This is a genomic window from Chitinibacter bivalviorum (assembly GCF_013403565.1).
Classification (GTDB): Bacteria; Pseudomonadota; Gammaproteobacteria; order Burkholderiales; family Chitinibacteraceae; genus Chitinibacter; species Chitinibacter bivalviorum.
Genome location: NZ_CP058627.1, coordinates 957,032 through 980,269, shown reverse-complemented (window position 1 = coordinate 980,269; position 23,238 = coordinate 957,032). Strand labels below are relative to the sequence as shown.

At 48.3% G+C, this 23,238-nt stretch carries 20 protein-coding genes and 1 pseudogene; 6 read left to right on the top strand and 15 right to left on the bottom strand.

The window, feature by feature from the left end; all coding sequences use genetic code 11:
• Positions 1 to 2: 2 nt before the first annotated feature.
• The 6 genes from HQ393_RS04470 to HQ393_RS04445 all read right to left on the bottom strand — a co-directional run bounded on the left by HQ393_RS04470 (position 3) and on the right by HQ393_RS04445 (position 6,534).
• Entirely contained in the window at positions 3 to 989 is a 987-nt protein-coding gene (locus HQ393_RS04470; RefSeq protein WP_179357648.1) for a peptidoglycan DD-metalloendopeptidase family protein, read from the bottom strand.
• A 180-nt stretch (positions 990 to 1,169) separates the two neighbouring features.
• The gene (locus tag HQ393_RS04465; RefSeq protein WP_246307950.1) at positions 1,170 to 1,820 is read right to left on the bottom strand and encodes a protein-L-isoaspartate(D-aspartate) O-methyltransferase; all 651 of its coding nucleotides are present in this window, start codon (positions 1,818 to 1,820) and stop codon (positions 1,170 to 1,172) included.
• Entirely contained in the window at positions 1,810 to 2,565 is a 756-nt protein-coding gene (gene surE, locus HQ393_RS04460) for a 5'/3'-nucleotidase SurE (RefSeq protein WP_179357647.1), read from the bottom strand. Before surE ends, HQ393_RS04465 begins: the two co-directional genes overlap by 11 nt.
• Before the next feature lie 56 nt (positions 2,566 to 2,621).
• Positions 2,622 to 3,506 (bottom strand): DMT family transporter, encoded by an 885-nt coding sequence (locus HQ393_RS04455; protein ID WP_246307949.1) that lies wholly within the window; start codon positions 3,504 to 3,506, stop codon positions 2,622 to 2,624.
• 102 nt (positions 3,507 to 3,608) lie between these two features.
• Positions 3,609 to 4,832 carry an aromatic ring-hydroxylating oxygenase subunit alpha gene (locus HQ393_RS04450; RefSeq protein ID WP_438833117.1) on the bottom strand — a complete coding sequence of 408 codons (1,224 nt, stop codon included), beginning with the start codon at positions 4,830 to 4,832 and terminating at the stop codon, positions 3,609 to 3,611.
• Between the two features lie 181 nt (positions 4,833 to 5,013).
• A complete protein-coding gene (locus tag HQ393_RS04445) occupies positions 5,014 to 6,534 on the bottom strand; it encodes a fumarate hydratase (RefSeq protein ID WP_179357646.1) in 1,521 nt (506 codons plus the stop codon).
• Between the two features lie 90 nt (positions 6,535 to 6,624).
• On the opposite strand from HQ393_RS04445, the gene HQ393_RS04440 reads away from it, so the two are divergent.
• Positions 6,625 to 7,413, top strand: a complete 789-nt coding sequence (locus HQ393_RS04440; RefSeq protein ID WP_179357645.1) for an NUDIX hydrolase — start codon at positions 6,625 to 6,627, stop codon at positions 7,411 to 7,413.
• Here HQ393_RS04440 and HQ393_RS04435 read toward each other — a convergent pair.
• Positions 7,407 to 8,207, bottom strand: coding sequence for a polysaccharide deacetylase family protein (locus HQ393_RS04435; protein WP_179357644.1), 801 nt, complete (start codon positions 8,205 to 8,207; stop codon positions 7,407 to 7,409). The two genes, HQ393_RS04440 and HQ393_RS04435, sit on opposite strands and share 7 nt — an antisense overlap.
• A 232-nt stretch (positions 8,208 to 8,439) precedes the next feature.
• On the opposite strand from HQ393_RS04435, the gene trhP reads away from it, so the two are divergent.
• Positions 8,440 to 9,798: a prephenate-dependent tRNA uridine(34) hydroxylase TrhP gene (gene trhP / locus HQ393_RS04430; protein ID WP_179357643.1), complete on the top strand. Its 1,359-nt coding sequence runs from the start codon at positions 8,440 to 8,442 to the stop codon at positions 9,796 to 9,798.
• An 81-nt stretch (positions 9,799 to 9,879) separates the two neighbouring features.
• Here the strand turns inward: trhP and HQ393_RS04425 are convergent, their stop codons facing one another.
• From HQ393_RS04425 to hemH, 3 genes are all read right to left on the bottom strand, one after another.
• Positions 9,880 to 11,310, bottom strand: a complete 1,431-nt coding sequence (locus HQ393_RS04425; protein WP_179357642.1) for a sensor histidine kinase — start codon at positions 11,308 to 11,310, stop codon at positions 9,880 to 9,882.
• Positions 11,270 to 11,968: a response regulator transcription factor gene (locus tag HQ393_RS04420; protein ID WP_179357641.1), complete on the bottom strand. Its 699-nt coding sequence runs from the start codon at positions 11,966 to 11,968 to the stop codon at positions 11,270 to 11,272. Before HQ393_RS04420 ends, HQ393_RS04425 begins: the two co-directional genes overlap by 41 nt.
• A gap of 69 nt (positions 11,969 to 12,037) precedes the next feature.
• The gene (hemH, locus tag HQ393_RS04415) at positions 12,038 to 13,144 is read right to left on the bottom strand and encodes a ferrochelatase (RefSeq protein ID WP_179357640.1); all 1,107 of its coding nucleotides are present in this window, start codon (positions 13,142 to 13,144) and stop codon (positions 12,038 to 12,040) included.
• A gap of 173 nt (positions 13,145 to 13,317) precedes the next feature.
• Between hemH and HQ393_RS04410 the strand changes: the two genes are divergently transcribed.
• Positions 13,318 to 14,550 carry a phosphoglycerate kinase gene (locus HQ393_RS04410; protein WP_179357639.1) on the top strand — a complete coding sequence of 411 codons (1,233 nt, stop codon included), beginning with the start codon at positions 13,318 to 13,320 and terminating at the stop codon, positions 14,548 to 14,550.
• Between the two features lie 111 nt (positions 14,551 to 14,661).
• Here HQ393_RS04410 and pflA read toward each other — a convergent pair whose 3' ends face one another.
• The 5 genes and pseudogenes from pflA to HQ393_RS04385 all read right to left on the bottom strand — a co-directional run bounded on the left by pflA (position 14,662) and on the right by HQ393_RS04385 (position 19,541).
• Entirely contained in the window at positions 14,662 to 15,468 is an 807-nt protein-coding gene (gene pflA, locus HQ393_RS04405) for a pyruvate formate-lyase-activating protein (protein WP_179357638.1), read from the bottom strand.
• Between the two features lie 127 nt (positions 15,469 to 15,595).
• Positions 15,596 to 15,766 (bottom strand): annotated as a pseudogene (locus tag HQ393_RS04400) (glycine radical domain-containing protein); the annotation flags it as partial.
• Positions 15,767 to 15,873: 107 nt separating this feature from the next.
• Positions 15,874 to 18,219 carry a formate C-acetyltransferase gene (pflB, locus tag HQ393_RS04395; protein ID WP_179357637.1) on the bottom strand — a complete coding sequence of 782 codons (2,346 nt, stop codon included), beginning with the start codon at positions 18,217 to 18,219 and terminating at the stop codon, positions 15,874 to 15,876.
• 465 nt (positions 18,220 to 18,684) lie between these two features.
• Positions 18,685 to 19,044: a VanZ family protein gene (locus HQ393_RS04390; protein WP_179357636.1), complete on the bottom strand. Its 360-nt coding sequence runs from the start codon at positions 19,042 to 19,044 to the stop codon at positions 18,685 to 18,687.
• Positions 19,041 to 19,541 (bottom strand): Smr/MutS family protein, encoded by a 501-nt coding sequence (locus HQ393_RS04385; RefSeq protein ID WP_246307948.1) that lies wholly within the window; start codon positions 19,539 to 19,541, stop codon positions 19,041 to 19,043. Before HQ393_RS04385 ends, HQ393_RS04390 begins: the two co-directional genes overlap by 4 nt.
• A gap of 173 nt (positions 19,542 to 19,714) precedes the next feature.
• On the opposite strand from HQ393_RS04385, the gene HQ393_RS04380 reads away from it, so the two are divergent.
• From HQ393_RS04380 to HQ393_RS04370, 3 genes are read left to right on the top strand one after another with little or no spacing between them, the layout of a single operon-like run.
• Positions 19,715 to 20,104 carry an RNA-binding S4 domain-containing protein gene (locus tag HQ393_RS04380; RefSeq protein WP_179357634.1) on the top strand — a complete coding sequence of 130 codons (390 nt, stop codon included), beginning with the start codon at positions 19,715 to 19,717 and terminating at the stop codon, positions 20,102 to 20,104.
• A 14-nt stretch (positions 20,105 to 20,118) separates the two neighbouring features.
• Positions 20,119 to 21,381: a diguanylate cyclase gene (locus tag HQ393_RS04375; RefSeq protein ID WP_179357633.1), complete on the top strand. Its 1,263-nt coding sequence runs from the start codon at positions 20,119 to 20,121 to the stop codon at positions 21,379 to 21,381.
• 28 nt (positions 21,382 to 21,409) lie between these two features.
• Positions 21,410 to 23,224, top strand: a complete 1,815-nt coding sequence (locus tag HQ393_RS04370; protein ID WP_179357632.1) for a M61 family metallopeptidase — start codon at positions 21,410 to 21,412, stop codon at positions 23,222 to 23,224.
• Positions 23,225 to 23,238: the final 14 nt, after the last annotated feature.

The following is a 23,238-nucleotide window of genomic DNA, read 5'->3' as shown; positions in this document are numbered from 1 at the left end:
GTCTATTCTGTCGCGATGAATTTGCTTGGGTCGATTGGCTTGCCGCCTTTGCGGATTTCAAAGTGGAGTTTTACTTGATCCGCGTCGCTATTGCCCATCTCTGCAATTTTTTCACCTTTTTTAACGACATCCCCCTCTTTGACTAACAATTTATCGTTATGCGCATAGGCGGTGAGATAGCCATTGTTATGTTGCAATATCACCATCTTGCCGTACCCTCGTAGCCCAGCACCGGCGTAAACTACCTTTCCTTGTGCTGACGCAACAATAGATTGCCCAAGTTTGCCTGCAATATCAATTCCTTTGCTCGCCTCGCTGAAGGAGCGAATTACTTTTCCACTAGTTGGCATACCAAATTCTGCCGAATTGGTATTGACTGACGCCGGCGATGATGCCACTGGAGTTGCTGTTTTATTGGGGTTTGCTGTTGATATGGAAGATGCTGTAGTGGCAACTGGCCTAGTTTCTAATGCTGTCGCCCGGCTTGCGATCGACTGTTGTTTTGTCGCAACTTTTTGCCCTTCGGCTGCCAATGCAATACTGGATGCAGATTGTTGACTGTACCCTTCTTTGACTGCCTTGGGCGTATTTTTCGTTTCAACAGAAGGATTTACAGTGCTCTGACCTTTTGCCACACCATCTGAAAGTGGGGTTACTGTTACCCCGTTGGCGCCAAGTGGCGGCGCCAGCAGCAAAACTTGGCCGATTTTAATGTTGGTATCTTGTAAGTTATTCCAGGCCATAAGATCGCGTGCTGCCACATGATTTTCTGCTGCAATCCGATATAAAGTATCGCCCTTTTTAACCATATAGGAGCCCGTCGTACTGGCAGCGATCGAGGGCGTTGGCGTAGCTAGAGGCGCAGGCTGAGGCGTAGCGGCTTGTGCTAATTGAGTACCATCAACAATGGGAGCAGGGGCATTGCGCGTACCGGCACAAGCCGCAACTAAACTGGCTGAGGCGATGAGTAACAAACGATAAGCGCGCACGCGAACTCTCCTATTGCAGACAAGTATAAATGGATCAGAAATTTAACTGGATACCCTAAAACGTGTATCCCAGAGGCAAAAAAAACTGGGCAAGCGGCGTCAGTTTACACGCGCCAGCGGTGTAATTTGAGGGAATTAATAGGACTTGCCTGATTGCGCGACAAGTTGTCGCACATTTAATTACAAGACACCCGTTAAGAGCGGGACAAAATTAACTTTTTCAAGGCGGGTTTCGAAATAGGATTCACCTTGCCGCTCAATCATTCTCAGCTCTTGATTTTGCGAGCCAACAGGAAAGATCAATCGGCCGCCATCAGAGAGCTGATTAATCAAATTCTCGGGTACGATGGGCGCCGCTGCTGTAATTAAGATCGCATCAAATGGCGCTAAATCTGGCAGGCCTAGACTGCCATCAGCATGCCGCAGCCTTGCGTTATGAACGCCCAAGCGACTGAGCCTGTCTCGTGTGTTGCGCACCAAGCCCCCAATTCGCTCGATGGTATGTACTGTTTTGAATAACTTGGCCAAGATGGCTGTCTGGTAACCACAGCCAGTACCGATTTCCAATACCTGCTTGCGCTCTGGTACCGTTGCAGCAAGCTCACTCATGCGGGCAACAATATAAGGCTGCGAAATAGTCTGCCCAAATCCGATTGGTAGCGATGTATCGTCATAGGCCTTGTGCGATAGCGCCTCATCGATAAACTCATGCCGTGGAATTTGCCCCATAATCTGCAGCACTAATTCATTTTGGATCCCTTGGCCCCGCAGCCGCTCTACCAGCCTAGCGCGTGTACGAGCAGAGGTCATGCCGCTACCACTACTCAGCATTTTGCAACTCCATCCACGACTGAACAAATTCCAACTGCGGATAGGCGGTCAGATCGACCGAGAGCGGTGTAATTGACACAAAGCCTCGCTCAATAGCATCAAAATCAGTACCTTCGCTAGCATCTGCAATTTCACCGATAGGTCCAACCCACCAAATTGTATCGCCACGAGGGTTTGCACTACGAATCACCGAAGCCGACTTATGCCGCCGGCCCAGCCGCGTTACCGCAAAGCCTTTCAGTTCGTGATAAGGCAGGTCGGGCACGTTCACATTCAATAGCACGGCACCACGAAAAGGTTCACGCTTAAAACGTTGCACCAATTCTCGAGCGACACGCGCAGCGGTTTCAAAATGAGTAGGATTGCGCGAAGCAAGTGAGATGGCAATCGAGGGTATGCCCAGCAAAAAACCTTCAGTTGCGGCGGCCACTGTGCCAGAGTAGATCGTATCGTCGCCCATGTTAGCGCCATGATTAATGCCCGAAACAACCATATCAGGTGGCGTTTCCATCAATCCCGTAGCAGCTAGGTGCACGCAGTCGGTGGGCGTGCCATTGACGTAATGAAAACCAGATGGCGAGGTTCGAACTTGAAGCGGTCGATCCAAGGTCAACGAGTTGCTTGCACCACTGCGATCCCGCTCGGGAGCACACACCAATGCATCACCCTCTTCACCCAAGGCCATCGCCAAGGCTGCGATGCCGGGTGCAAAGTAACCATCATCATTACTAATCAAAAAGCGCATTTTTTTCTCCGATCCGACCATTCTAACTTGAACCGAAGTCACGGCAAATATGCTTCTCAACTACGTTGCAGTCGTGTAGCACCAGCCCAAATGCCAGCCAATGCAATTAATAGCATTCCCACGAGCGAGAACAATGAAATTTGATCTCGCCAAATCACCCACGAGAACAGCGTTGAAAATAAAACCGTGAGGTAGGCCAAGCTAACGACCACCAGCGAGCGACCTTTGCGATAAGCTCGGGTCATGCTCAACTGAGCCAAGGTCGCTGCCACACCCATGCAAACTACGACCATCCAGCCTTGAAAATCCGGCCAATGCAGTGGCGTACTTTGTAGTAGCATCCAAGCCCCTGCCCCGATTGTTGATACCAAGGAAAAGTAAAAAACTGTTCGCCACTCAGGCTCCCCGACCTTCCCCAATTCACTGACATTGTAATAAGCAATACTGGCCAACATGCCCGAACCCAAACCCAATAGACCGGCTAGCCATTGTTCGCTAGAGATCGTTGGGCGAAGTAAAATTACCACGCCAATAAATCCAAGTAGCACGCTAAAAATTTGCCCTCGCCTCGGCCATTGTTTGCGCGCAAAAGTAAGAACAAGGACAAAAAAGATCGGCGAGGTGTAATTGAGGGTCACGGCAGTTGCGAGCGGCAAATGGCTGATGGCATAGAAGTACAGCATCAAGGCCACAAAACCGGAAACACTACGAGAGAGGTGCAGCTTGAGGCTGGCTCTATCTACGAGCAAAGATTTTCCTTGCGATAGCACAATCACGCCGATACCGATTAATCCGGCAGCGCAGCGGTAAAAAACCAACTCGGCCGTTGAAAAAACTTCGCTGCCTAATTTAACAAACACCCCCATGATCGCAAACATAAAGCCTGCCATCACCATCCAGAACGGCCCTGACTGTTTGCAACGTTCAATCCACGAAAACATTAATACCCCATTGCTGTATTTATTCTAAAACTCGATTTGAATTGACTCGCAAAGACATACCCCGCAAACAAAAAAGGCAGCGTTTGCTGCCTTTTTTCAAAACTACTTTTCAAGTCGCTCAATGGCGTCGCCCAACTCGCGGCGCAGGAACTGATGAAAATGCCTCATGCCGTCCTCCATTGGGCTTTGATAAGGACCAACTTCATTGCGTCCGGCCTTGTGCAGAGCAATGCGCCCTGCCTCCATTCGGTTGATGATTTCAACGTCTTCAACGGCTGTTTCGGCATACGCCGCCTGTTCTGCAGCCACAAAATCGGGCTCAAAATAAGCAATATCTTCAGGGTAATAAAATTCCACCACATTCTTATAGCTGCGAGGCCCGGTCGGAATAATGGTAGAGATCACCAAAGTATGCGGATACCATTCAACAGTGATATTCGGATAGTAGGTTAACCAGATCGCGCCATATTTTGGGATTTTACCGTGATCGTAGCGCTTTACCTGATTGGACCATTCCTCATACGTTTTCGAACCGGGTCGCGCTAAAGCATTGTGCACCCCAACCGTTTGCACCGAATACCAGTCGCCAAACTCCCAATTGAGCTCGTTGCACTCTACGAATTTGCCCAAACCGGGGTGAAATGGAACGACATGATAGTCCTCCAAGTAAACCTCGATAAAGGTCTTCCAGTTGCCCTCATATTCGTCAATGTGAACGCTGTGCAGTACATACTTTGAAAAATCGAGATCGGCTTTGACGCCGAGATTTTTCAAGTCGCCCTCAATATCATGGCCATTATCTTCAAATAGCAGGCCATTCCAATTTTTTAACTCGGTTTCAGGCAGATGCAAACAAGGGTTAACTGGAAAATGCGGCGCACCTTTGAGTTGCCCATGCTGATCATAGGTCCAGCGATGTAAAGGACAAACCGTGTGCGTAGCATTGCCACGTCCGGTCAGCATGCTGGCCTGGCGGTGACGACACACATTAGAAAAAACTTTAACGCCCTGATCGGTGCGTTTTAGGTAGCGAGCGCCATTATCGCCTTCGAGCACATGGTAATCGCCTTCATTGGGAACCATTAACTCGTGGCCGATATAGCGCGGCCCTTTGGCGAATAAGTGCTGCAGCTCCAGTTGATAGAGTTGCTCATCAAAATAAGCGCCAACTGGTAGTGGTGTAGTTAAATCCAGCTGACCCATGTCATTTATTGCGGCAGCAGCTGTAGCCAGATTGGACATGTCCAATACCCCCTGGGCTAGAAGGTCTTGCCACTTTGTGCGCCAACTTACAGCACAGCGATGGGTGGGCAAGCCATCAAACAATGAGTAACGCCAGCAAACTTAATCAGTTTGGCCGACCCGAAAAAAGCCGATGATTATCACAGAATATACATTTATTGGCAATCCGACCGCGCTTTTATTGATTAAATAGAATGACTTAGCCAAGATTTGATCGCAAAAAAACGCCACCCATAGGGTGGCGCTCTATTTAAGCCCAAATCAATTACACAGATGCGACCGGAATTTTACCAATGCGAGTCTGCCACTCTTTTGGCGCCGTCGCATGAACAGAAGTGCCGTTTGAATCAACCGCCACCGTGACTGGCATATCAACCACATCAAATTCGTAAATGGCTTCCATACCCAAATCAGCAAACCCCACCACTCGACTGGCTTTAATGGCCTTAGAAACCAAGTAGGCAGCGCCACCTACGGCCATCAAATACACCGATTTGTGTTTTTTGATCGACTCGCAAGCTGCAGGGCCGCGCTCAGCTTTGCCAATCATGCCCAGCAGACCTGTTTGCTCGAGCACTTGATCGGTAAATTTATCCATCCGCGTCGCGGTGGTTGGGCCGGCTGGGCCAACGACTTCTTCACGTACTGGGTCAACTGGGCCAACGTAGTAAATAAAGCGACCAGTAAAATCAACCGGCAATTGCTCACCCTTATTGAGCATCTCAACCATCCGCTTGTGCGCAGCATCGCGACCAGTCAACATTTTGCCATTGAGCAATAATGTTTGGCCTGGCTGCCAGCTCGCCACTTCTTCACGCGTGACATTATTCAGATCAACACGCGTCGCGGCTGCCGATGGCGTCCACGTTACATCTGGCCAATCTTCCAGCTTTGGTACTTCCAGCTCGGCAGGGCCAGAGCCATCTAGCGTGAAATGCACGTGGCGTGTTGCTGCACAATTTGGAATCATCGCCACTGGCAAGCTGGCCGCATGCGTTGGGTAGTCTTTGATTTTTACGTCGAGAACAGTTGCCAAGCCGCCCAAACCCTGTGCGCCAATACCGAGTGCATTTACTTTTTCGTACAGCTCAATACGCAGTTCTTCCACGCGACTTTGCGGGCCGCGCGCGATTAATTCGTGAATATCGATCTCTTCCATCAACGCTTCTTTGGCCATGACCATCGCTTTTTCAGCGGTGCCGCCAATACCGATGCCGAGCATACCTGGAGGACACCAGCCCGCACCCATCAATGGCACAGTTTTCAGCACCCAATCCACGATTGAGTCAGATGGGTTGAGCATGACGAATTTCGTTTTGTTTTCCGAGCCGCCGCCTTTGGCCGCGATATCGATATCCACCGTACAGCCTGGCACGATTTCGTAATGAATCACCGCAGGCGTATTGTCTTTGGTGTTTTTACGGCCACCCGCTGGGTCCATCAGAATGGAGGCGCGCAGTTTATTATCGGGGTGCAAGTACGCACGACGTACACCTTCGTTGATCATGTCGCTCACCGACATCGTCGCACCTTCCCACTGCACATCCATACCCACGCGCACGAACACCGTGACGATGCCGGTATCTTGGCAAATTGGGCGATGACCTTCGGCGCACATCCGACTATTGGTTAGAATTTGTGCAATCGCGTCTTTGGCTGCAGGGCTTTCTTCCAGCTCATAGGCCTTGCCCAGCGCTTGAATATAATCTTTTGGATGGTAGTAGCTGATATATTGCAGGCTGTCTGCAATACTGCTGATCAGATCGTCTTGGCGGATCTTGCTCATTGTGTCGACTCCGTGGGTGTGTTCCGCGCGATTGTAGCAAAAATGCCAGAACTACTGATACTTTCTACGTTTTCCAATCGAATCGTTGCCATGAATGCCATCACATCTTACCTAGATAGCCAACCGCTATTTTCTACTGACGGGCTGCTGCGCTTTAGTATTAATGACATCCCGCTAGGTTGGATCGAGCCTAAAGTTGCCCAACTACTGCAAAGCTTTAGCGCCCACTTTCAATCTTCAGCGCAACAAATTGAGCTAAGGATAGCCGCATCCGAGATTCAAGCTCAAATGGATGCGGCAGCGATGTATTTACGCACGCAGGGCTTCATCAAAGCTTGGCGTAACGAGCGCTATGCCGTACACCCATTTCATGCCAATGGCGAACTGAATACCGAGATCACGCTTTTCACCCTCGAACGCGGCGCTTTTCGGCGCTTTGGTTTGTGCAGTAAGGCCGTGCACATCAACGGCATCTGTACCGACGGCAGTTTATGGCTAGGCAAACGCGCAAGCACTAAGGGTATCGACCCCAACAGATTAGATAACCTAGCCGCTGGCGGTATACCCTACCAAGAAAGTGAATTTGATTGCGTAGTGCGAGAGCTCGCCGAAGAAGCTGGCATACACGCAGAGTTGGCAAAACAAGCCGTTTTTTGCGGAGAGTTGCGCACGCAACGCAATGAGATCGACGGCACGCACGATGAAGTTTTGTATTGCTACGATCTACTGCTACCCGACACCGTTGTTCCGTTTAATACCGATGGTGAAGTAGCAGGTTTTCAGCGCACATCAATTCAAGCTGTGATTACCCTACTCCCAAGCATGACTTGGGACGCGGGGCTGGTCACGGCAAAACTGTTACAAAAACAAGGCTATTGAGCTTTTGCCACATCGGTTTTGATTAACTGATCAACCGTCACAAAGCCATAGCCTTGGCTTTTAAGTTGCCCAATAAATAATTCCGTCGCCATCAACGTCGGCACTCGACCGCGGCCGCCCGCATCGTGCATGAGGATGATTGCTTCAGGATGGACATACTGATTGACGATGCCGGCGATTTTCTGACTTGCTTCAAGGTCGTTCTTGATCGTGTGGGTGTGATACCAATCAGCAGTATCAACCGACCATAAAATAGCTTTCATTTCATGCGCTTTAAGCGCCTCAATCTGAGCATCACGCAAAAAACCATACGGAGGACGCATCAACTTAGGCTGCACCCCCAATACTTTGCGGTAGACATCTTGGGTCTTTGCCAGTTGATCTGTCCACCAGGTATCTCCTTGTAGATCAGATAAATTGGGGTGATTGTAGCTATGGTTACCTAGGGTATGCCCTTCGGCCAAAGCGCGCTTGGCGATGTCTGGGTGCTTTTCGATATTGCTACCCAACCAGAAGAAAGTCGCTTTGACATTGTTTTTCTTTAAAACATCGAGCAGAGCTGGCGTGTCTTTACTTGGGCCATCATCATAAGTTAAAGCCACGACCTTGCTATTTCCTAGGCCTTCCAGATAGTAAGTGCCTTCGAATGTTTTTGCCTGTCGCTCCAGTGTTGCCAAGGGCACTTGACCCCAGTTTTCGACAAAAGGAGTACGAACGGTTTGTGGCGTAGCCGCTGAAACAAGCGACACACTGAATAGCAAAAAAGTAGTGGCGAGCATTTTGCAGTAGGACATAGTTAACACCTCAGTGATGAGGCCTTATCGTAATCAATTACACGGGTATGGGCTTGTAAATATTAAACAAATTGTATTGCAGCTGACTAAACAAGCAAAGTCCGCCACGCAAATTTGATCTAAATCAAATTTACCCTCCTTTCGATCCACCTCCGCATGCGGGGTCGATAAAATTGCGGTAATTACAACCTCGCCATTTAGGGCGGGGTTTTTTATTTGGGAATACAGCAACATGCTTAAAGCACCAGAATTATTACTGCCCGCCGGTACTTTGGACAAAATGCGCGCCGCCTATGATTTTGGCGCTGACGCAGTGTATGCCGGTCAACCGCGCTACAGCCTACGTGCACGCAACAATGAGTTCAAACTAGAACAAATTGGCATCGGCATCGAAGAAGCCCATGCGCGTGGTAAGCAATTTTTTGTTGCCAGCAACATCCTGCCGCATAACGCCAAAGTTAAAACCTACTTGGCGGATATGGAGCCGGTAATCGCAATGAAGCCAGATGCACTAATTATGGCCGACCCAGGCCTAATCATGATGGTGCGCGAAAAATGGCCTGAGCAGGTTATTCATCTCTCAGTTCAAGCCAATACCGTCAATTATGCGGCGATTAAATTCTGGAAAGCTCTGGGCTTGCAGCGCGTTATTTTGTCACGCGAACTGAGCCTGGATGAAGTCGAAGAAATTCGTCAACTCTGCCCAGACATGGAGCTGGAAGTGTTCGTGCATGGCGCATTGTGCATTGCCTATTCTGGTCGCTGTCTATTATCTGGCTACTTCAATCATCGTGACCCCAATCAAGGCACCTGCACCAATGCGTGCCGTTGGGATTATAAAACGCATGATACCGAAGAAGATGATGCGGGTGATGTACAACCGAAATCACAGGTCATTCAGTTTGACTTCCAAAATGCCATGAACGAAGCGAATCAAAATTTCGCAGCCTGTGGCGGCGCAGAGCGGCATCCTCTCGCCGACAAAACTTATCTGATTGAAGAAGCCAATCGCCCGGGTGAACTGATGCCGATCATCGAAGACGAGCATGGCACCTACATCATGAATAGCAAGGACCTGCGCGCAGTTCAACACATTGAGCGCCTCGTCAAAATTGGCGTTGACTCTCTGAAAATTGAAGGTCGTACCAAGTCACTGTATTACGTGGCGCGAACGGCACAGGTTTATCGCCAGGCCATTGACGATGCTGTCGCTGGCCGCCCATTCAATCCAGCCTTGCTTGCCGATCTGGATGGGCTTGCCAATCGCGGCTATACCGATGGTTTCTATCAGCGTCACTACACACACGAAGCGCAAAACTACTTGGATGGGCACTCTAAAGCGAAACGTAGCCAGTTTGTCGGCGAGATCATTGAGGTGGCTGATGGTTGGGCCAAAATCGAGGTTAAAAACAAATTCTCGATTGGCGACACCCTTGAAGTCATCCACCCAAGTGGCAATATCGAAGTGACATTAACGCAATTGCGTGACAAGCACGGCAAGGATATTTCTGTTGCGCCGGGCAACGGTATTCAAGTACACATTCCACTTGATGCAAAATACAGCAACGCTTTACTAGCACGTTTGTTCTAAAATCAATTGGTTTTAGCCAATAAAAAAGCCATCCGCTCGGATGGCTTTTTGTTTATACCCACCTGGGTATACACCTAAACGTTAAGCAATAAATAGATTTTTAGGCAATACCACGTGCACAATCAAACCATTTGGTTCAGCATCTAGCAATTCAACCGTACCACTATGGCGTTCAACGATTTCTCGTACAATCGCCATCCCTAAACCACAGCCGTTGCCGGTTTGCTCACGACGGAAAAAGCGCTCGAACACCCGTTGCTTGTCCGCATCTGGTATCCCAGGCCCGTTATCCTCAACGTCAACCACATACTGCGTAGCCGTTTCGGTCAAACGCACCGTAACACTGCCATCACGTGGGATATACTTAATCGCATTTTCCACCAGATTAATAAATAACTCGCGTAACAAGGCCGAATTTCCATCAATCCAAGCTTCCTGCACCAGGCAGTCACAACCCAAATCAATTCGGGCGGCCAAAGCTCGGGGTACTAATTCACCGGTAAGGTCACGAATCAGGCGAGCCAGATCCATTTTAACCTTGGGAATACCATTTGGACTGCCGGGCTCTGAACGAGCCAGCGTCAATAACTGGTTAACTAGGTGAATACTGCGTGTGGCGCTGGTGTGCACCATATTGAGCCGATCCCGCAAGCCTTCAGGATTGCTTTCACGCATCGCCAATTCAGTTTGCGACTTGAGCCCAGCCAGCGGCGTTCGCAACTGATGCGCCGCGTCGGCAATAAATCGGCGCTGACGATTGACACTGCCTTCGGTGCTAGCAAGCAATTGGTTTAGCGCATCTGACAGAGCATTGAGCTCTTCAGGCGCGTTTTCAAGCACCAAAGGCGATAAATCTTGCGCTTGGCGAGTTTCCACCATTTGTTTGAGCAAGACGAGCGGTTTTAAGCTGCTTTTTACCCCGAACCAGATAATCACGCTGATCAAAAGCATCATTGCAACCAGGGGCAAGGCCATACGCAACATATACTGATTTAGCGTTGCCGTTTGGGCACTTAGGTCTTTTGCCACTTCGACAATCACTTCAGGCTGATTTTCGGCGTGATTTGCTGCGTAATAGGCCGAAAGCAAGCGATATGGACGATTTTCGAGTGAAATATCACTAAAAATTTGTCGGTTTTGATCAGAAGGTGTTGTTTTGAACGGCGCAATTGCTGAGCCGATGACTGATTTTCTGTCGCCAAACTGAATGGCATAGTGCAACTGCCCTTCTGGGCCCGACTTTAGCAAGAGTTGCGCTGCTGCATTAATCGACTCAGCCGTGGAAGCACTTTCATGACGAGCCGCTTTGATGACTTGCGCCGCTAAAGTATCTGCCAGGCGGGATAAATGAGCATCATTATTTTCGCTCGCATAATGCAATGAAACCGCATAAATGATACCTGCCCCTGCTAGCCATAAGACCAGCAGGGGCAGGACGGTCCATAACAATAATTGACGCTGTAATGAACGTTTAGTTACCTGCATCCGTTGCCAATGGTTGTTGTTTTTCAAGTAAATAGCCCAAGCCACGGATTGTGCGGATTACCACACCACACGGCTCCAATTTTTTACGCAGACGGTGAACATATACCTCAATCGCGTTTAGGCCCACTTCCGCATTTTCATTGCCGAGCTCACCTACGATTTGCTCTTTGGTGACCACACGATCAATATTGGACATCAAAATTTCCAATACTGTGAGTTCACGCGCAGACAAATCAAGCGGCGAGTCGTTGCACCATGCACGCTGGCCCGCGCGATCAAGGCGTAAATTACCCAGCTGCTGAACCGATTGCGGCAAAATCTGGCTGCGGCGCAATAATGCACGCAAACGAGCTTCTAACTCAGAAAACTCGAAAGGCTTCGTCAGATAATCATCGGCACCGGCATCCAGACCCGCTACGCGCTCTTCCAGACCATCCATTGCAGTCAAAATCAAGATAGGCAATGAAGGCTTGTGCTGACGAACATTGCGTAATACCGTCAGGCCATCCATGTTTGGCAGACCGATATCCAATACAACTGCGTCATAATCATTGTGCAACAAGATTTGTAATGCTAGCGCGCCATCATTGACGCAATCACATTGAAAGTCAGCTTGCGACAAGCTCGTTTTTAGCGCATCAGCGAGGATCAGATCATCTTCTGCAAGAAATAGGCGAGTAGCCATCGGGATTCCCCTTTTTTGTAAGAATAAACTTACCGCAGAGTGTAGCGTCAATTTCGCCAAACCCCAAGATCATTTTTGTAAGCCAAAAGCTCTTGCGCGGCTATCCCTTTGTTCTAGCATAGATTTTTCATTTTTGGCACATTTACCGTTTGTCAGCCAGCCTGTCAGCTCGACAGAAACCAGCTCTGCAAGCCCCGAAATCCATAACGTGTGATCATTTAAACAGGGTATATAACGATACACGCCACCACCGGCCGCGTGATAATCCTCACGCCCTTCCATCGCGATTTCTTCTAAAGTTTCAAGACAGTCGGCTGCAAAGCCCGGGCAAATTACATCTAGCTTGCCCATTTTTTTGCCAGCCAACTGCACCAACACTTCCGAAGTATAGGGTTTAAGCCACTCCGCTTTACCAAAGCGCGACTGAAACGCCACGGTGTATTGCTCTTTTGTTAAGCCCAACTCCTCCGCCAGCAAACGTCCTGTTTTTTGCGCGTGGCAAAAATAGGGGTCACCCTTTTCCAGCGTATATTTAGGTACACCATGAAAGCTCATCAGTAAATGGTCACCGCGCCCATTATTCATCCAATCATCCCGAACACTCTGAGCTAAAGCCTTGATATAAGCGGGCTGATCAAAATAAGGCGACATGATTCGCAAGCCAGGCTGAAAACGCGTTTTTTGCATCACTCGCGCCACTTCGTCAAACACGCTCGCTGTTGTGCTGGCAGCGTATTGTGGGTACATCGGCACCACCAATAATTGCTGGCAATTTTGCTCTTTTAATTTGCGAATTTGCGACTCGATCGAAGGATTGCCATAACGCATGGCGTAATCAATGGTCAATTGCGAAGGATAGCGCTCCCCCAAATATCCCTTTAGTAATTTTGCTTGCTTTTCAGTCCAAACCCGCAGTGGAGAACCCTCTTTGGTCCAGATGCTGGCATATTTAGCGGCGCTTTTTTTTGGTCTTACATTCAAAATAATGCCGTTAAGAATCATCCACCAAATAGGTTTGGGTATTTCTACTACGCGGGGGTCAGATAAAAACTGCTTTAAATAAGGGCGCACAGCTTGCGCGGTTGGTGCGTCTGGCGAGCCTAAATTGACGAGTAACACCCCCACTTTGCTTGGCAATTGATGAGAAAAACTAGGTTCGGGATAAAAACGAGGCATCACACGACTCGGCAGTAAATTGGCAGGCGACTATGATAGAGTAATTTGCTTGCTTGTGAATAAAACCCTTATTTCTTGCAGATTCTCTGCAGAAACTTTAACCCGCGTCAGCTTCAATGCAAGCAGACACGGTACAATGTCATTTTGTTCAAACCACCATTTTTGGGGACCCTATGGCCAAGCTGTTTATTGAAGACCTCGATCTCGCAGGTAAACGTGTATTGATTCGTGTTGACTTTAACGTGCCAGTAAAAAATGGCGTGGTTGAAAGTGACAAACGTATTCGCGCAGCGTTACCAACTATTCGCTACGCCCTCGAACAAGGCGCGTCAGTGGTGTTGATGTCGCATTTGGGCCGCCCAAATGGTCAAAAAGTTGAAAAATATAGCCTTGCACCGGTCGCAAATCGTCTGAGTGAATTGCTAGGCAGTCCAGTAACCTTCCTTGCTGATTGTGTTGGCGCCGAAGTAGAAGCTGCATGCGCAAACCTCGCTGCTGGACAAGTTGTATTACTGGAAAACGTCCGCTTCCATATCGAAGAAGAAGGCAAAGCGAAAGATGCTGAAGGCAATTCAGTAAAAGCTGATCCAGCCAAAGTAGCAGCGTTCCGCGCCAGCCTGAGCAAGTTGGGCGATGTATTTGTCAATGATGCTTTTGGTACAGCTCACCGCGCGCACTCTTCAATGGTGGGTGTAGATTTGCCGCGTGCAGCAGGTTACCTGCTGAAAAAAGAACTCGATTTCCTTGGTGAAGCTGTAAATAAGCCAGTTCGCCCATTGGTTGCCATCATCGGCGGCTCAAAAATCTCTGGCAAAATCGATGTCATCCAAGCCTTGCTACCCAAAGTAGACAAATTGATCATCGGTGGCGGCATGGCATTTACTTTCTTGAAAGCGCAAGGCTTTGAGATCGGTAAATCACTGTGCGAAAACGATAAAGTTGATTTGGCACGTGATTTGATGGCGCAAGCTGGCGACAAACTGGTATTGCCAAGCGACACCATGGTGACACGTGCTTTGAATTTTGACGCTCGTACTTTGGATGGTTTGGTTGAAGTGCAATCGACAGCAATTCCAGCCGATCAAGAAGGTGTGGATATTGGCTCTGCAACTCGTGCGACCTACGCTGAAATCATCAAGTCGGCTAAAACAGTATTGTGGAATGGCCCGATGGGTGTTTTTGAGATCGATGCATCGGCAGAAGGCACATTCGCTGTTGCACACGCCTTGGTTGATGCCACAGCAAACGGCGCCATCACCATCGTGGGCGGTGGCGACTCAGTTGCTGCGGTTGAGAAAGCGGGTCTGGAAGATAAAGTCAGCCATGTTTCAACTGGCGGCGGCGCTTCACTTGAATTCCTGGAAGGCAAAGCATTACCAGGTGTAGATGCATTGAGCGACAAATAATCGACTTTGTTGCACCCAATAAAAAACCTCGCTGCGGCGAGGTTTTTTATTTTCATGGGTATATTCACCAGAGGCTTAAAATACCTAGATTTTAAGAAAATACCCAGGCCATTAGCAGCAAAAAATGCCTTTGGCACGAAATTGCTCGCGCACGCGATGGACAACTTCATTGCTGGGTGGCTTAGTGTCGCCCAGCTCATATTTCAAGCCGAGTTCCTCCCATTTATTTTCGCCCATTTTATGGAATGGCAAAACTTCTACACGTTCCAAGACTTCGGGGTAATCATGAGCCATTTTTGCGAGATAGTCGGCTAGCAATTGCACATCAGCTTCATCATCAGACCAGCCTGGCACCAGCACATAACGCAGCCAGATTTTTTTACCCATTTTAAACAGTCGCTCAGCAAAATCGAGTGTCGGCTGCAATGGCTTGCCGGTTAAAGCTTCGTATTTCTCTGGGTTCATTTGCTTAATATCGAGCAAGACCAGGTCAATATTGTCAAAATATTCATCTGGCAAATGCGCAGCCAAAAAGCCTTGCGTATCCAGTGCCGTATGGATTTTCAGTTCATTTTTGGCGCGACGGAAGATTTCGCCAATAAAATGCGCCTGCATCAACGGCTCGCCGCCCGAAATAGTGAGGCCACCCGCTATCCGAAGAAAACTAGCGTACTTCGCGATCTCGGCCACAATGGCATCGACTGTCCACGTTTTACCAGCATGCAGCTTCCACGTATCTGGATTGTGGCAGTACAGACAACGGAACTGACAGCCACTCACAAATAGTGCAAAGCGCATTCCAGGGCCATCCACCGCGGCGCCAGTTTCAATCGAGTGAATATAGCCAAATTGATTGCCATCAGCGTCAAAGGCGGCAGGAACGATTTCGCCTGCAGGTTTTGCTAAATCTTGTGCCATGGTTTTTCCAGAGAGTGTCATGCTGCTTCGCTTCACAGCGCATGGGTCAGCATCATACCGTTGTACAAAGAAAAACGGATCGCAGGCCAAGCCTTGCGATCCGTTTGCGTGAATTCTTGAGGCTTAATTAGCACTTCTCATGGAAAGTGCGATTAATGACATCCAATTGTTGCTCACGAGTGAGTTTAACAAAGTTCACGGCATAACCCGATACGCGGACGGTCAATTGCGGATATTTATCTGGATTTGCCATCGCGTCTTCCAGCGTTTCTTTATTCAAAACATTCATATTGAGGTGAAATAATTGCGCCATCTAGATTTCCTTTTGGGTATACGACTGCAGATCATTAAATAAAAGATCTACAGGGCAATACCCTTTTGAGGTATTGCCCTGCTCGCTTTAAATTAGCACTTCGCGTGGAATGTACGGTTAATGACGTCCATTTGTTGTTCGCGAGTCAATTTCACAAAATTCACAGCATAGCCTGAAACACGAATCGTCAATTGCGGATAGTTTTCTGGATGCTCCATCGCGTCCATCAAGGTGTCTTTATTCAACACATTCATGTTCAAGTGGAACAATTGATCTGGGCCTTCTTCGAGCTCTGCCAATTTTTGATCCACTTTGTCCGCGCTTTCACACATTGAACATTCGTCGCCGTGTGGGCCAAACAAGCCATCAATCGAAGCGGCCAGTGTTTTTACACGGTCAGCCGCATTGTGACCCAAAGCATCTGGCGTCATTGAAGCGGTCCAAGACACACCATCCAATGCTGACTCGTATGGGATCTTAGATACAGAAAAGCCTGCAGCGACAAAACCATTCGTATCACGGCCGTTCATTGGGTTTGCGCCCGGTGAGAATGGCGCGCCTGAACGACGACCGTCTGGTGTATTACCAGTTTTCTTGCCATAAACCACGTTTGATGTGATGGTCAGTACGGATTGCGTTGGCATTGAATCACGGTAGAACACCGGTTGCGCTTTGATTTTTTCCATAAACGCAGTTGAGAGCCATACCGCGATGTCATCGGCACGGTCATCATTGTTACCGTAGGCTGGGTACTCGCCCTCAATCACATAATCAACCGCTAAGCCAGCTTCATTGCGTTTGATATGGACTTTGGCGTGTTTAACTGCAGACAAAGAGTCCGCAGCGACAGACAAACCAGCAATACCACACGCCATCGTGCGCAAGATATCACGGTCATGCAATGCCATTTCAATGCGCTCGTAAGCGTATTTGTCGTGCATGTAGTGAATTGAATTGAGTGCTGTCACGTAGGTTTTAGCCAACCAGTCGAGCATTACATCGTACTTGCTCATCAATTCGTCGTATTCCAATACGTCGCCTTTGATTGGTTCAAAACCCTTGGCTACGACTTTACCGGTTTTCTCGTCCACGCCACCATTGATAGCGTACAACATTGCTTTGGCCAAGTTCACACGTGCACCAAAGAATTGCATTTGCTTACCAACGCGCATCGCAGATACGCAGCAGGCGATGGCGTAATCATCACCCCATTTTGGACGCATCAGGTCATCGTTTTCGTATTGAATCGCAGACGTGTCGATCGATACTTTAGCGCAGAATTCTTTAAAGCCTTGTGGGAAGGCAGTTGACCACAACACAGTCAAATTAGGCTCTGGTGCTGGACCGAGGTTATACAGCGTATTCAAGACGCGGAAGCTTGATTTAGTTACCAAGGTGCGGCCATCTTCACCCGTACCGCCGATAGATTCAGTCACCCAAGTTGGATCGCCTGAGAACAAATCATCGTATTCTGGCGTGCGCAGGAAGCGGACAATACGCAGTTTCATCACCAAATGGTCGATGTATTCTTGCGCTTGTGCTTCGTCGATACGGCCTTCTTTGATATCGCGCTCGAAATACACGTCAAGGAAGGTCGAAATACGACCAATCGACATCGCGGCACCGTTTTGCTCTTTCACCGCAGCCAGGTAGCCGAAGTACAGCCACTGCACGGCTTCTTGCGCTGTTGCCGCTGGACGGCTGATATCAAAGCCATATTTTTTGGCCATGATTTTCAATTCGTTCAGGGCTTTAATTTGTTCAGCCAATTCTTCACGCAGACGGATCACTGGCTCAGTAAATGGCACGTCATCCAATTCAATTTTTTCGCGCTTTTTGTCGGCGATCAGGAAGTCGATACCGTACAGTGCAACACGACGGTAGTCGCCGATAATACGACCACGGCCATATGAATCTGGCAGACCAGTAATCACACCAGAGCTACGGCACGCCATGATTTCTGGCGTATAGGCATCAAACACTGCGTTGTTATGGTCTTTACGGTATTTGGTATAGATTTCTTCGATTTGCGGATTCATTTCGAAGTGATATGCCGACAAACCGTTTTGAACCATGCGCAAACCACCGTTTGGCATAATCGCACGACGCAAAGGCGCGTCAGTTTGCAGACCGACGATGGTTTCGAGATTTTTATTGATATAGCCAGCATCATGCGCGGTAATTGTTGAGCCAAACTGGGCTGAAACTTCTAATACGCCACGTTTGCGCTCTTCTTTCAGTAATGCCGACAATTCAGTCCACAATTGAGTTGTGCGCTCAGTCGGGCCCGCCAAAAAGCTGTCATCACCTACGTAAGGTGTGTAGTTCGCTTGGATAAAATCACGTACTTCAACTTTGGATTGCCACTCACCGGCGGCAAAACCACGCCATGCATCCAGTTGTGATTGATCCAAAGATTTATCGATTGGGGCGTTCATGAGGTAATCTCCTAGTGGCGATGTCGGCTAGACATCATGAGCCAAAACAGCTTTTGGCATGTTTTACCGTTTATCAGCAGCGATAATATACATCGGCCAATATTAATAATGACATCCGTCTATCGTAACAACTTACATCGTAAAAAAATTGATATAAGTCAGATTCGAAAAAATGTTGTAACTCAATTTCAACTACATTCCTTGCCGCATTCAGAGCATTTCATTACAGCGCTCTGCCATACTTCATTTGATGTCATATGAATATGATATTCCTTCTTAACTGAACATGAAATCGCTAATAGTTACTTTCATCTGGTAAATATTCACTCGGAGAGAGTAAGACTAAAGAGCGCAACGGCTTTATTTTTAGACGCTAATAATTACAATCACACCAGCAAAGAATGCTTCTCAGTTTTAATTAACCGCAATAGACAAAGCAACGTCGCCTCAAACGATTGCTGAACATCATTTTAGAAGCAATGTGCTTTTTCGCGAGCACAACAGACAAACAATCAGACCAATGCAAGCCCCGATACTATTGGCCAGCATGTCATACAGATCGAACGATCGCCAACTTGTAAAAGACTGCGCAATTTCAACAGACACCCCCATTAAGGAAGCCGCCAGCCAAACATAAAAAAGCCGCGGCCAGTTGAGAAAGCCAAGCACCGCCAATACCGCATACCCTATAAAATGTTCAAACTTATCGCCATGACTTACAGGAGGTGCACTCAGGGGAATTAGCGACCCAATCCAAATCGCGCAAATCCACACAAACAAAGCCATTTTTCTAAAGAATGGCGTGAATATCTCTGCAGCTTTCATTTGTCTTTTTTTCCTGACTTTAACAATACCAACACAGCGCCTGCGCTGCCTTGAAATGGATTGGCCTGTGCAAAAGCAAGCACTTCATCACGCTGCGCAAGCCAGTTCTTGAGTTTAAGCTTCAAAATTGGTAGACCTTCTTTCGAGCTTAAGCCCTTGCCATGAATAATGCGGATGCAGCGACAATTTTTTTGTACCGATAGCGCAAGAAACTGCGCCACCTTAATTCTGGCTGTGTCGGTGTTTTCACCGTGCAAATCAAGCTCTGCATCGATCTGCCAATCTCCACGTTTAAGTTTGCGCAGCGTATCGAGTCGCAGGCCGGCCTTGACAAACAACAGTTGCTCGCCTTGCTCTAATTCATCCCAAGGCCAAAAGTCACTCATATCATCCGTGACAGTGACCATCTGCGCGGCACCTTGCCGTGGCCAAGGGCTCAACTCAAGACTTGGGTGCACATATTGATTGCGCGCCTTAAGCGGTTGAACGTCTTTCATGGCCAACTTCAATAAGGATCGCTCATCCACGATAGGTTTTGATTTGGGCAACGCAGGCTGAGCTTTCTGCTTTAGCTTCTTTTTCAGCTGTTTTAATTGTAAGAGTGCGGTTTTGTCCATGTGGAATCAGAAACGTATAGATATAATGTAATGATGGGTAGGAGAAAATGGCGATGTCAGACAAAGTACGCTTGGATAAATGGTTGTGGGCCGCGCGATTTTTCAAAACGCGCTCAATTGCGATTAGCGCAATTGACGCGGGTCATATTAACCTGAATGGCGAGCGGGCAAAACCGGCGCGCGCATTAAAGTCTGGTGACATGCTCCGCATTCACGCGCCCCATGGTGATTTTGAAGTTGAGGTTTTATTGCTCTCAGAGCAACGCCGTTCAGCCGAAGTTGCACAAACTCTTTATGCTGAAACACCAGAAAGCATCGCCAAACGAGCACGAGATCAATTTGCCAAGTCACTTCAGCCGCAGTTTGATCACCCACAAATTAAAGGACGCCCCACCAAAAAATGGCGGCGACAACTCACAGCTTTCGAACAACCTGACGCCTAATACGAAAGAGCGCTATGTCCATTTTCACTAAAAGACTTATCTACTTTGTAGCTCCAAATATTGAGCAATTTGCTGAAATTGGGCGGCAGCTACATTTTTTTGGGTTTGAATACAAAGCCTTTAATCGTAATAGCGCCTTGCTGGCGGCCATGCATAGCGAAAAACCATGCGCCATGGTCATTGATGAAACAGGCATGAGCGATATTTCTACACTTGAATGCCTGCCCTTACTTAAAAAGCTGTACGCTGGGCCCTTGTTTTTGGCCAATTTTGGGCTTGGTGTTGATGCCCAGCTTGCCTTCTTACGTGCAGGCATTACCGATTTCATTGCCCAGCCACTCAATCTGCAAGCATTCATTGATCGTATTGACCTCATTGATGAGCAAGATAACCCGTCCCCGTTTAAAGTGCTATTGGTTGATGACTCTGATACAGCGGCAAAGTGGACAGCTTCCGTGCTCAGCGGTGCTGGCATGGTCGTCAAACACATCGACAATCCGCTCACGGTGATGCCATACCTTGCCAACTTTAAACCTGACATTCTCTTGCTTGATGTCTACATGCCCGAATGCACTGGTGACGAAATTGCCAAGGTGATTAGGCAAACACCGCAGTTTGACTCTATTCCCATTGTATTTCTCTCGACTGAGACACATCGAGGGCGCCAACTGATGGCTCGCAGCATGGGGGGCGATGATTTTTTGGTGAAGAATATGGAGCCCGACGAGTTAATCGCGGCGGTAACCATTACAGCCGAACGCTATCGCAGAATTCGGCGCTGGATGACCCGCGATAGCTTGACTGGACTACTCAATCACACCCACGTTATTGAAGCTTTAAGCCGCGAAGTCACTCGAGCGCACAAAGAATCACGCCCCCTCTCCTATGCAATGGTCGATATCGATTTCTTCAAGCGAATTAATGATCAATACGGCCATTCAGTTGGAGATCGAGTCATAAAAAGTCTTTCACGGCTATTAAAGCAATCCATGCCCAACCCTGATGCAGTCGGCCGCTATGGCGGAGAAGAATTTGCTCTTATTTGGAGCGACCACACCCTCATTCGTGCGGCGCAGCGCACCGATGAGTTGCGGGTCTTATTTCAAGACCTAGCGCAATCCAATGCAGATGGACATTTTAATGCCAGCTTTAGTGCCGGCGTAGCGCAATTAAAAGATGGCATGACCGCACAACAATTGATTGACGCCGCCGATCAGGCGCTCTACCAAGCTAAAGCGGCCGGACGAAACCAAATTGGTTTGTCATCCAACCGCTAATATCAAATTTCAGGATTTTGCTTCACCCATGCCCATTCACTATTCAATTGAAATCGCTGATGCAGCAGCTCACCTCTTTGCTATTGAGCTAACGATAGACACCCCAGATCCAAAGGGGCAAATTCTAGAGTTGCCCGTCTGGATTCCTGGCAGCTATTTGATTCGTGAATTTGCCCGCAATATTGTACAAATTGCTGCATTTAGCAAACAAAAAACAATTCCAATTGAAAAGTTGAGCAAATCAAGCTGGCGCATCGCTCCAACTACAGGCCCTCTGACTATACGCTACGAGGTTTATGCCTTTGACCTGTCAGTGCGCGGCGCATATTTGGACCAGACTCGTGCGTTTTTTAATGGCACCAGCGTGTTTCTAGCAGCCAAAGGGTTTGAGACTCTGCCTTGTAGTGTTCAAATCAAAGCAGATTCTTTTTCAGCGATGTCAAAGCAATGGCAAGTGGCAACTGGCCTATGCGCTGCAGCGGTCAATGACAATGGATTTGGCCATTACACCGCGCAAAACTACGATGAGCTGATCGATTGCCCAGTCGAAATTAGCGATTTTTCAAAGATAGAGTTTGAGGCTTGCGGCGTACCCCATCAAATGGTCATTTCTGGCCGCCACCATGCAGACATGGAGCGATTGGCACATGATTTACGCTTGATTTGTGAATATCAGATTCGCTTGTTTGGAGAGCCTGCACCTTTTAATCGCTATGTTTTTATGACCATGGCGGTTGGTGATGGTTACGGGGGCTTAGAGCACCGCAATTCAACTGCGCTTATTTGCAAACGCACTGACTTACCTGAAATTGGCTCAGAACAGCAAAGCGATGGCTACCGCCAATTTTTAGGTTTGTGTAGTCATGAATATTTCCATAGCTGGAACGTCAAACGCATCAAGCCCGCCGCTTATGCGCCTTATGACTTGCAACAGGAAAATTATTCGCGCCTGTTGTGGGCTTTTGAAGGCATTACATCTTACTACGATGACCTCAGCTTATTGCGCTGCGGATTGATCACATTTGAACAATATCTTCACTTATTGGCGCAGACCGCAACTGCCGTTGAACGGGGGTATGGGCGTAAACGTCAGTCACTAGAAGAATCCAGCTTTGATACCTGGGTAAAGTATTATCGGCAAGATGAAAACACGCCCAATGAAGTTGTGAGCTACTACACCAAGGGCGCACTGGTGGCATTGTGCTTGGATCTACATATTCGAGCTGAGACGCAAAATCAAAAATCGCTTGATGATGTGATGCGAGCACTTTGGAATCAATTTGGCAGGCACTTCGACACACTCGGGCAAGGCATTAAAGAGCATGAGTGGGAAACCATTGCACAAGCGGTTACTGGCTTGGATTTAACTGCGTTTTTTGACATGGCTTTACGCTCAACCACGGATTTACCTTTATCCAACTTGCTGGAAAAAATAGGCGTGCAATCCCAGTTGCGCTTAGCCAGCAACCCCACCGACAAAGGGGGCTGGCAAGACAACCCAGTGCCGAGTGCATGCACCTGGGGCGTTCGCACCGCGGATGATCCACAAGGCGTGAAGCTCACCCATGTTTTGCGCCATGGCGCAGCCTGCGCAGCCGGTTTAGCTGCGGGCGACGTGGTCATTGCGATCAATGGACTCAAAGCAAGCGCAAGCCAGTTTGCCAGCCTTGCCAGTAATGCAAAATCAGGACAGTGCTATCAAGTGCACGCCTTTCGCCGTGATGAATTGATGCAGTTTGAATTAGTTGCACGAGATGCGATAGCTGACACTTGGGGCTTTTGCAAATCAAAAGACTCCTGTCAGGTAAACAAAGAGATGTTGGCCACATTCCTAAGGAATTAATTGCGCAGTGCACC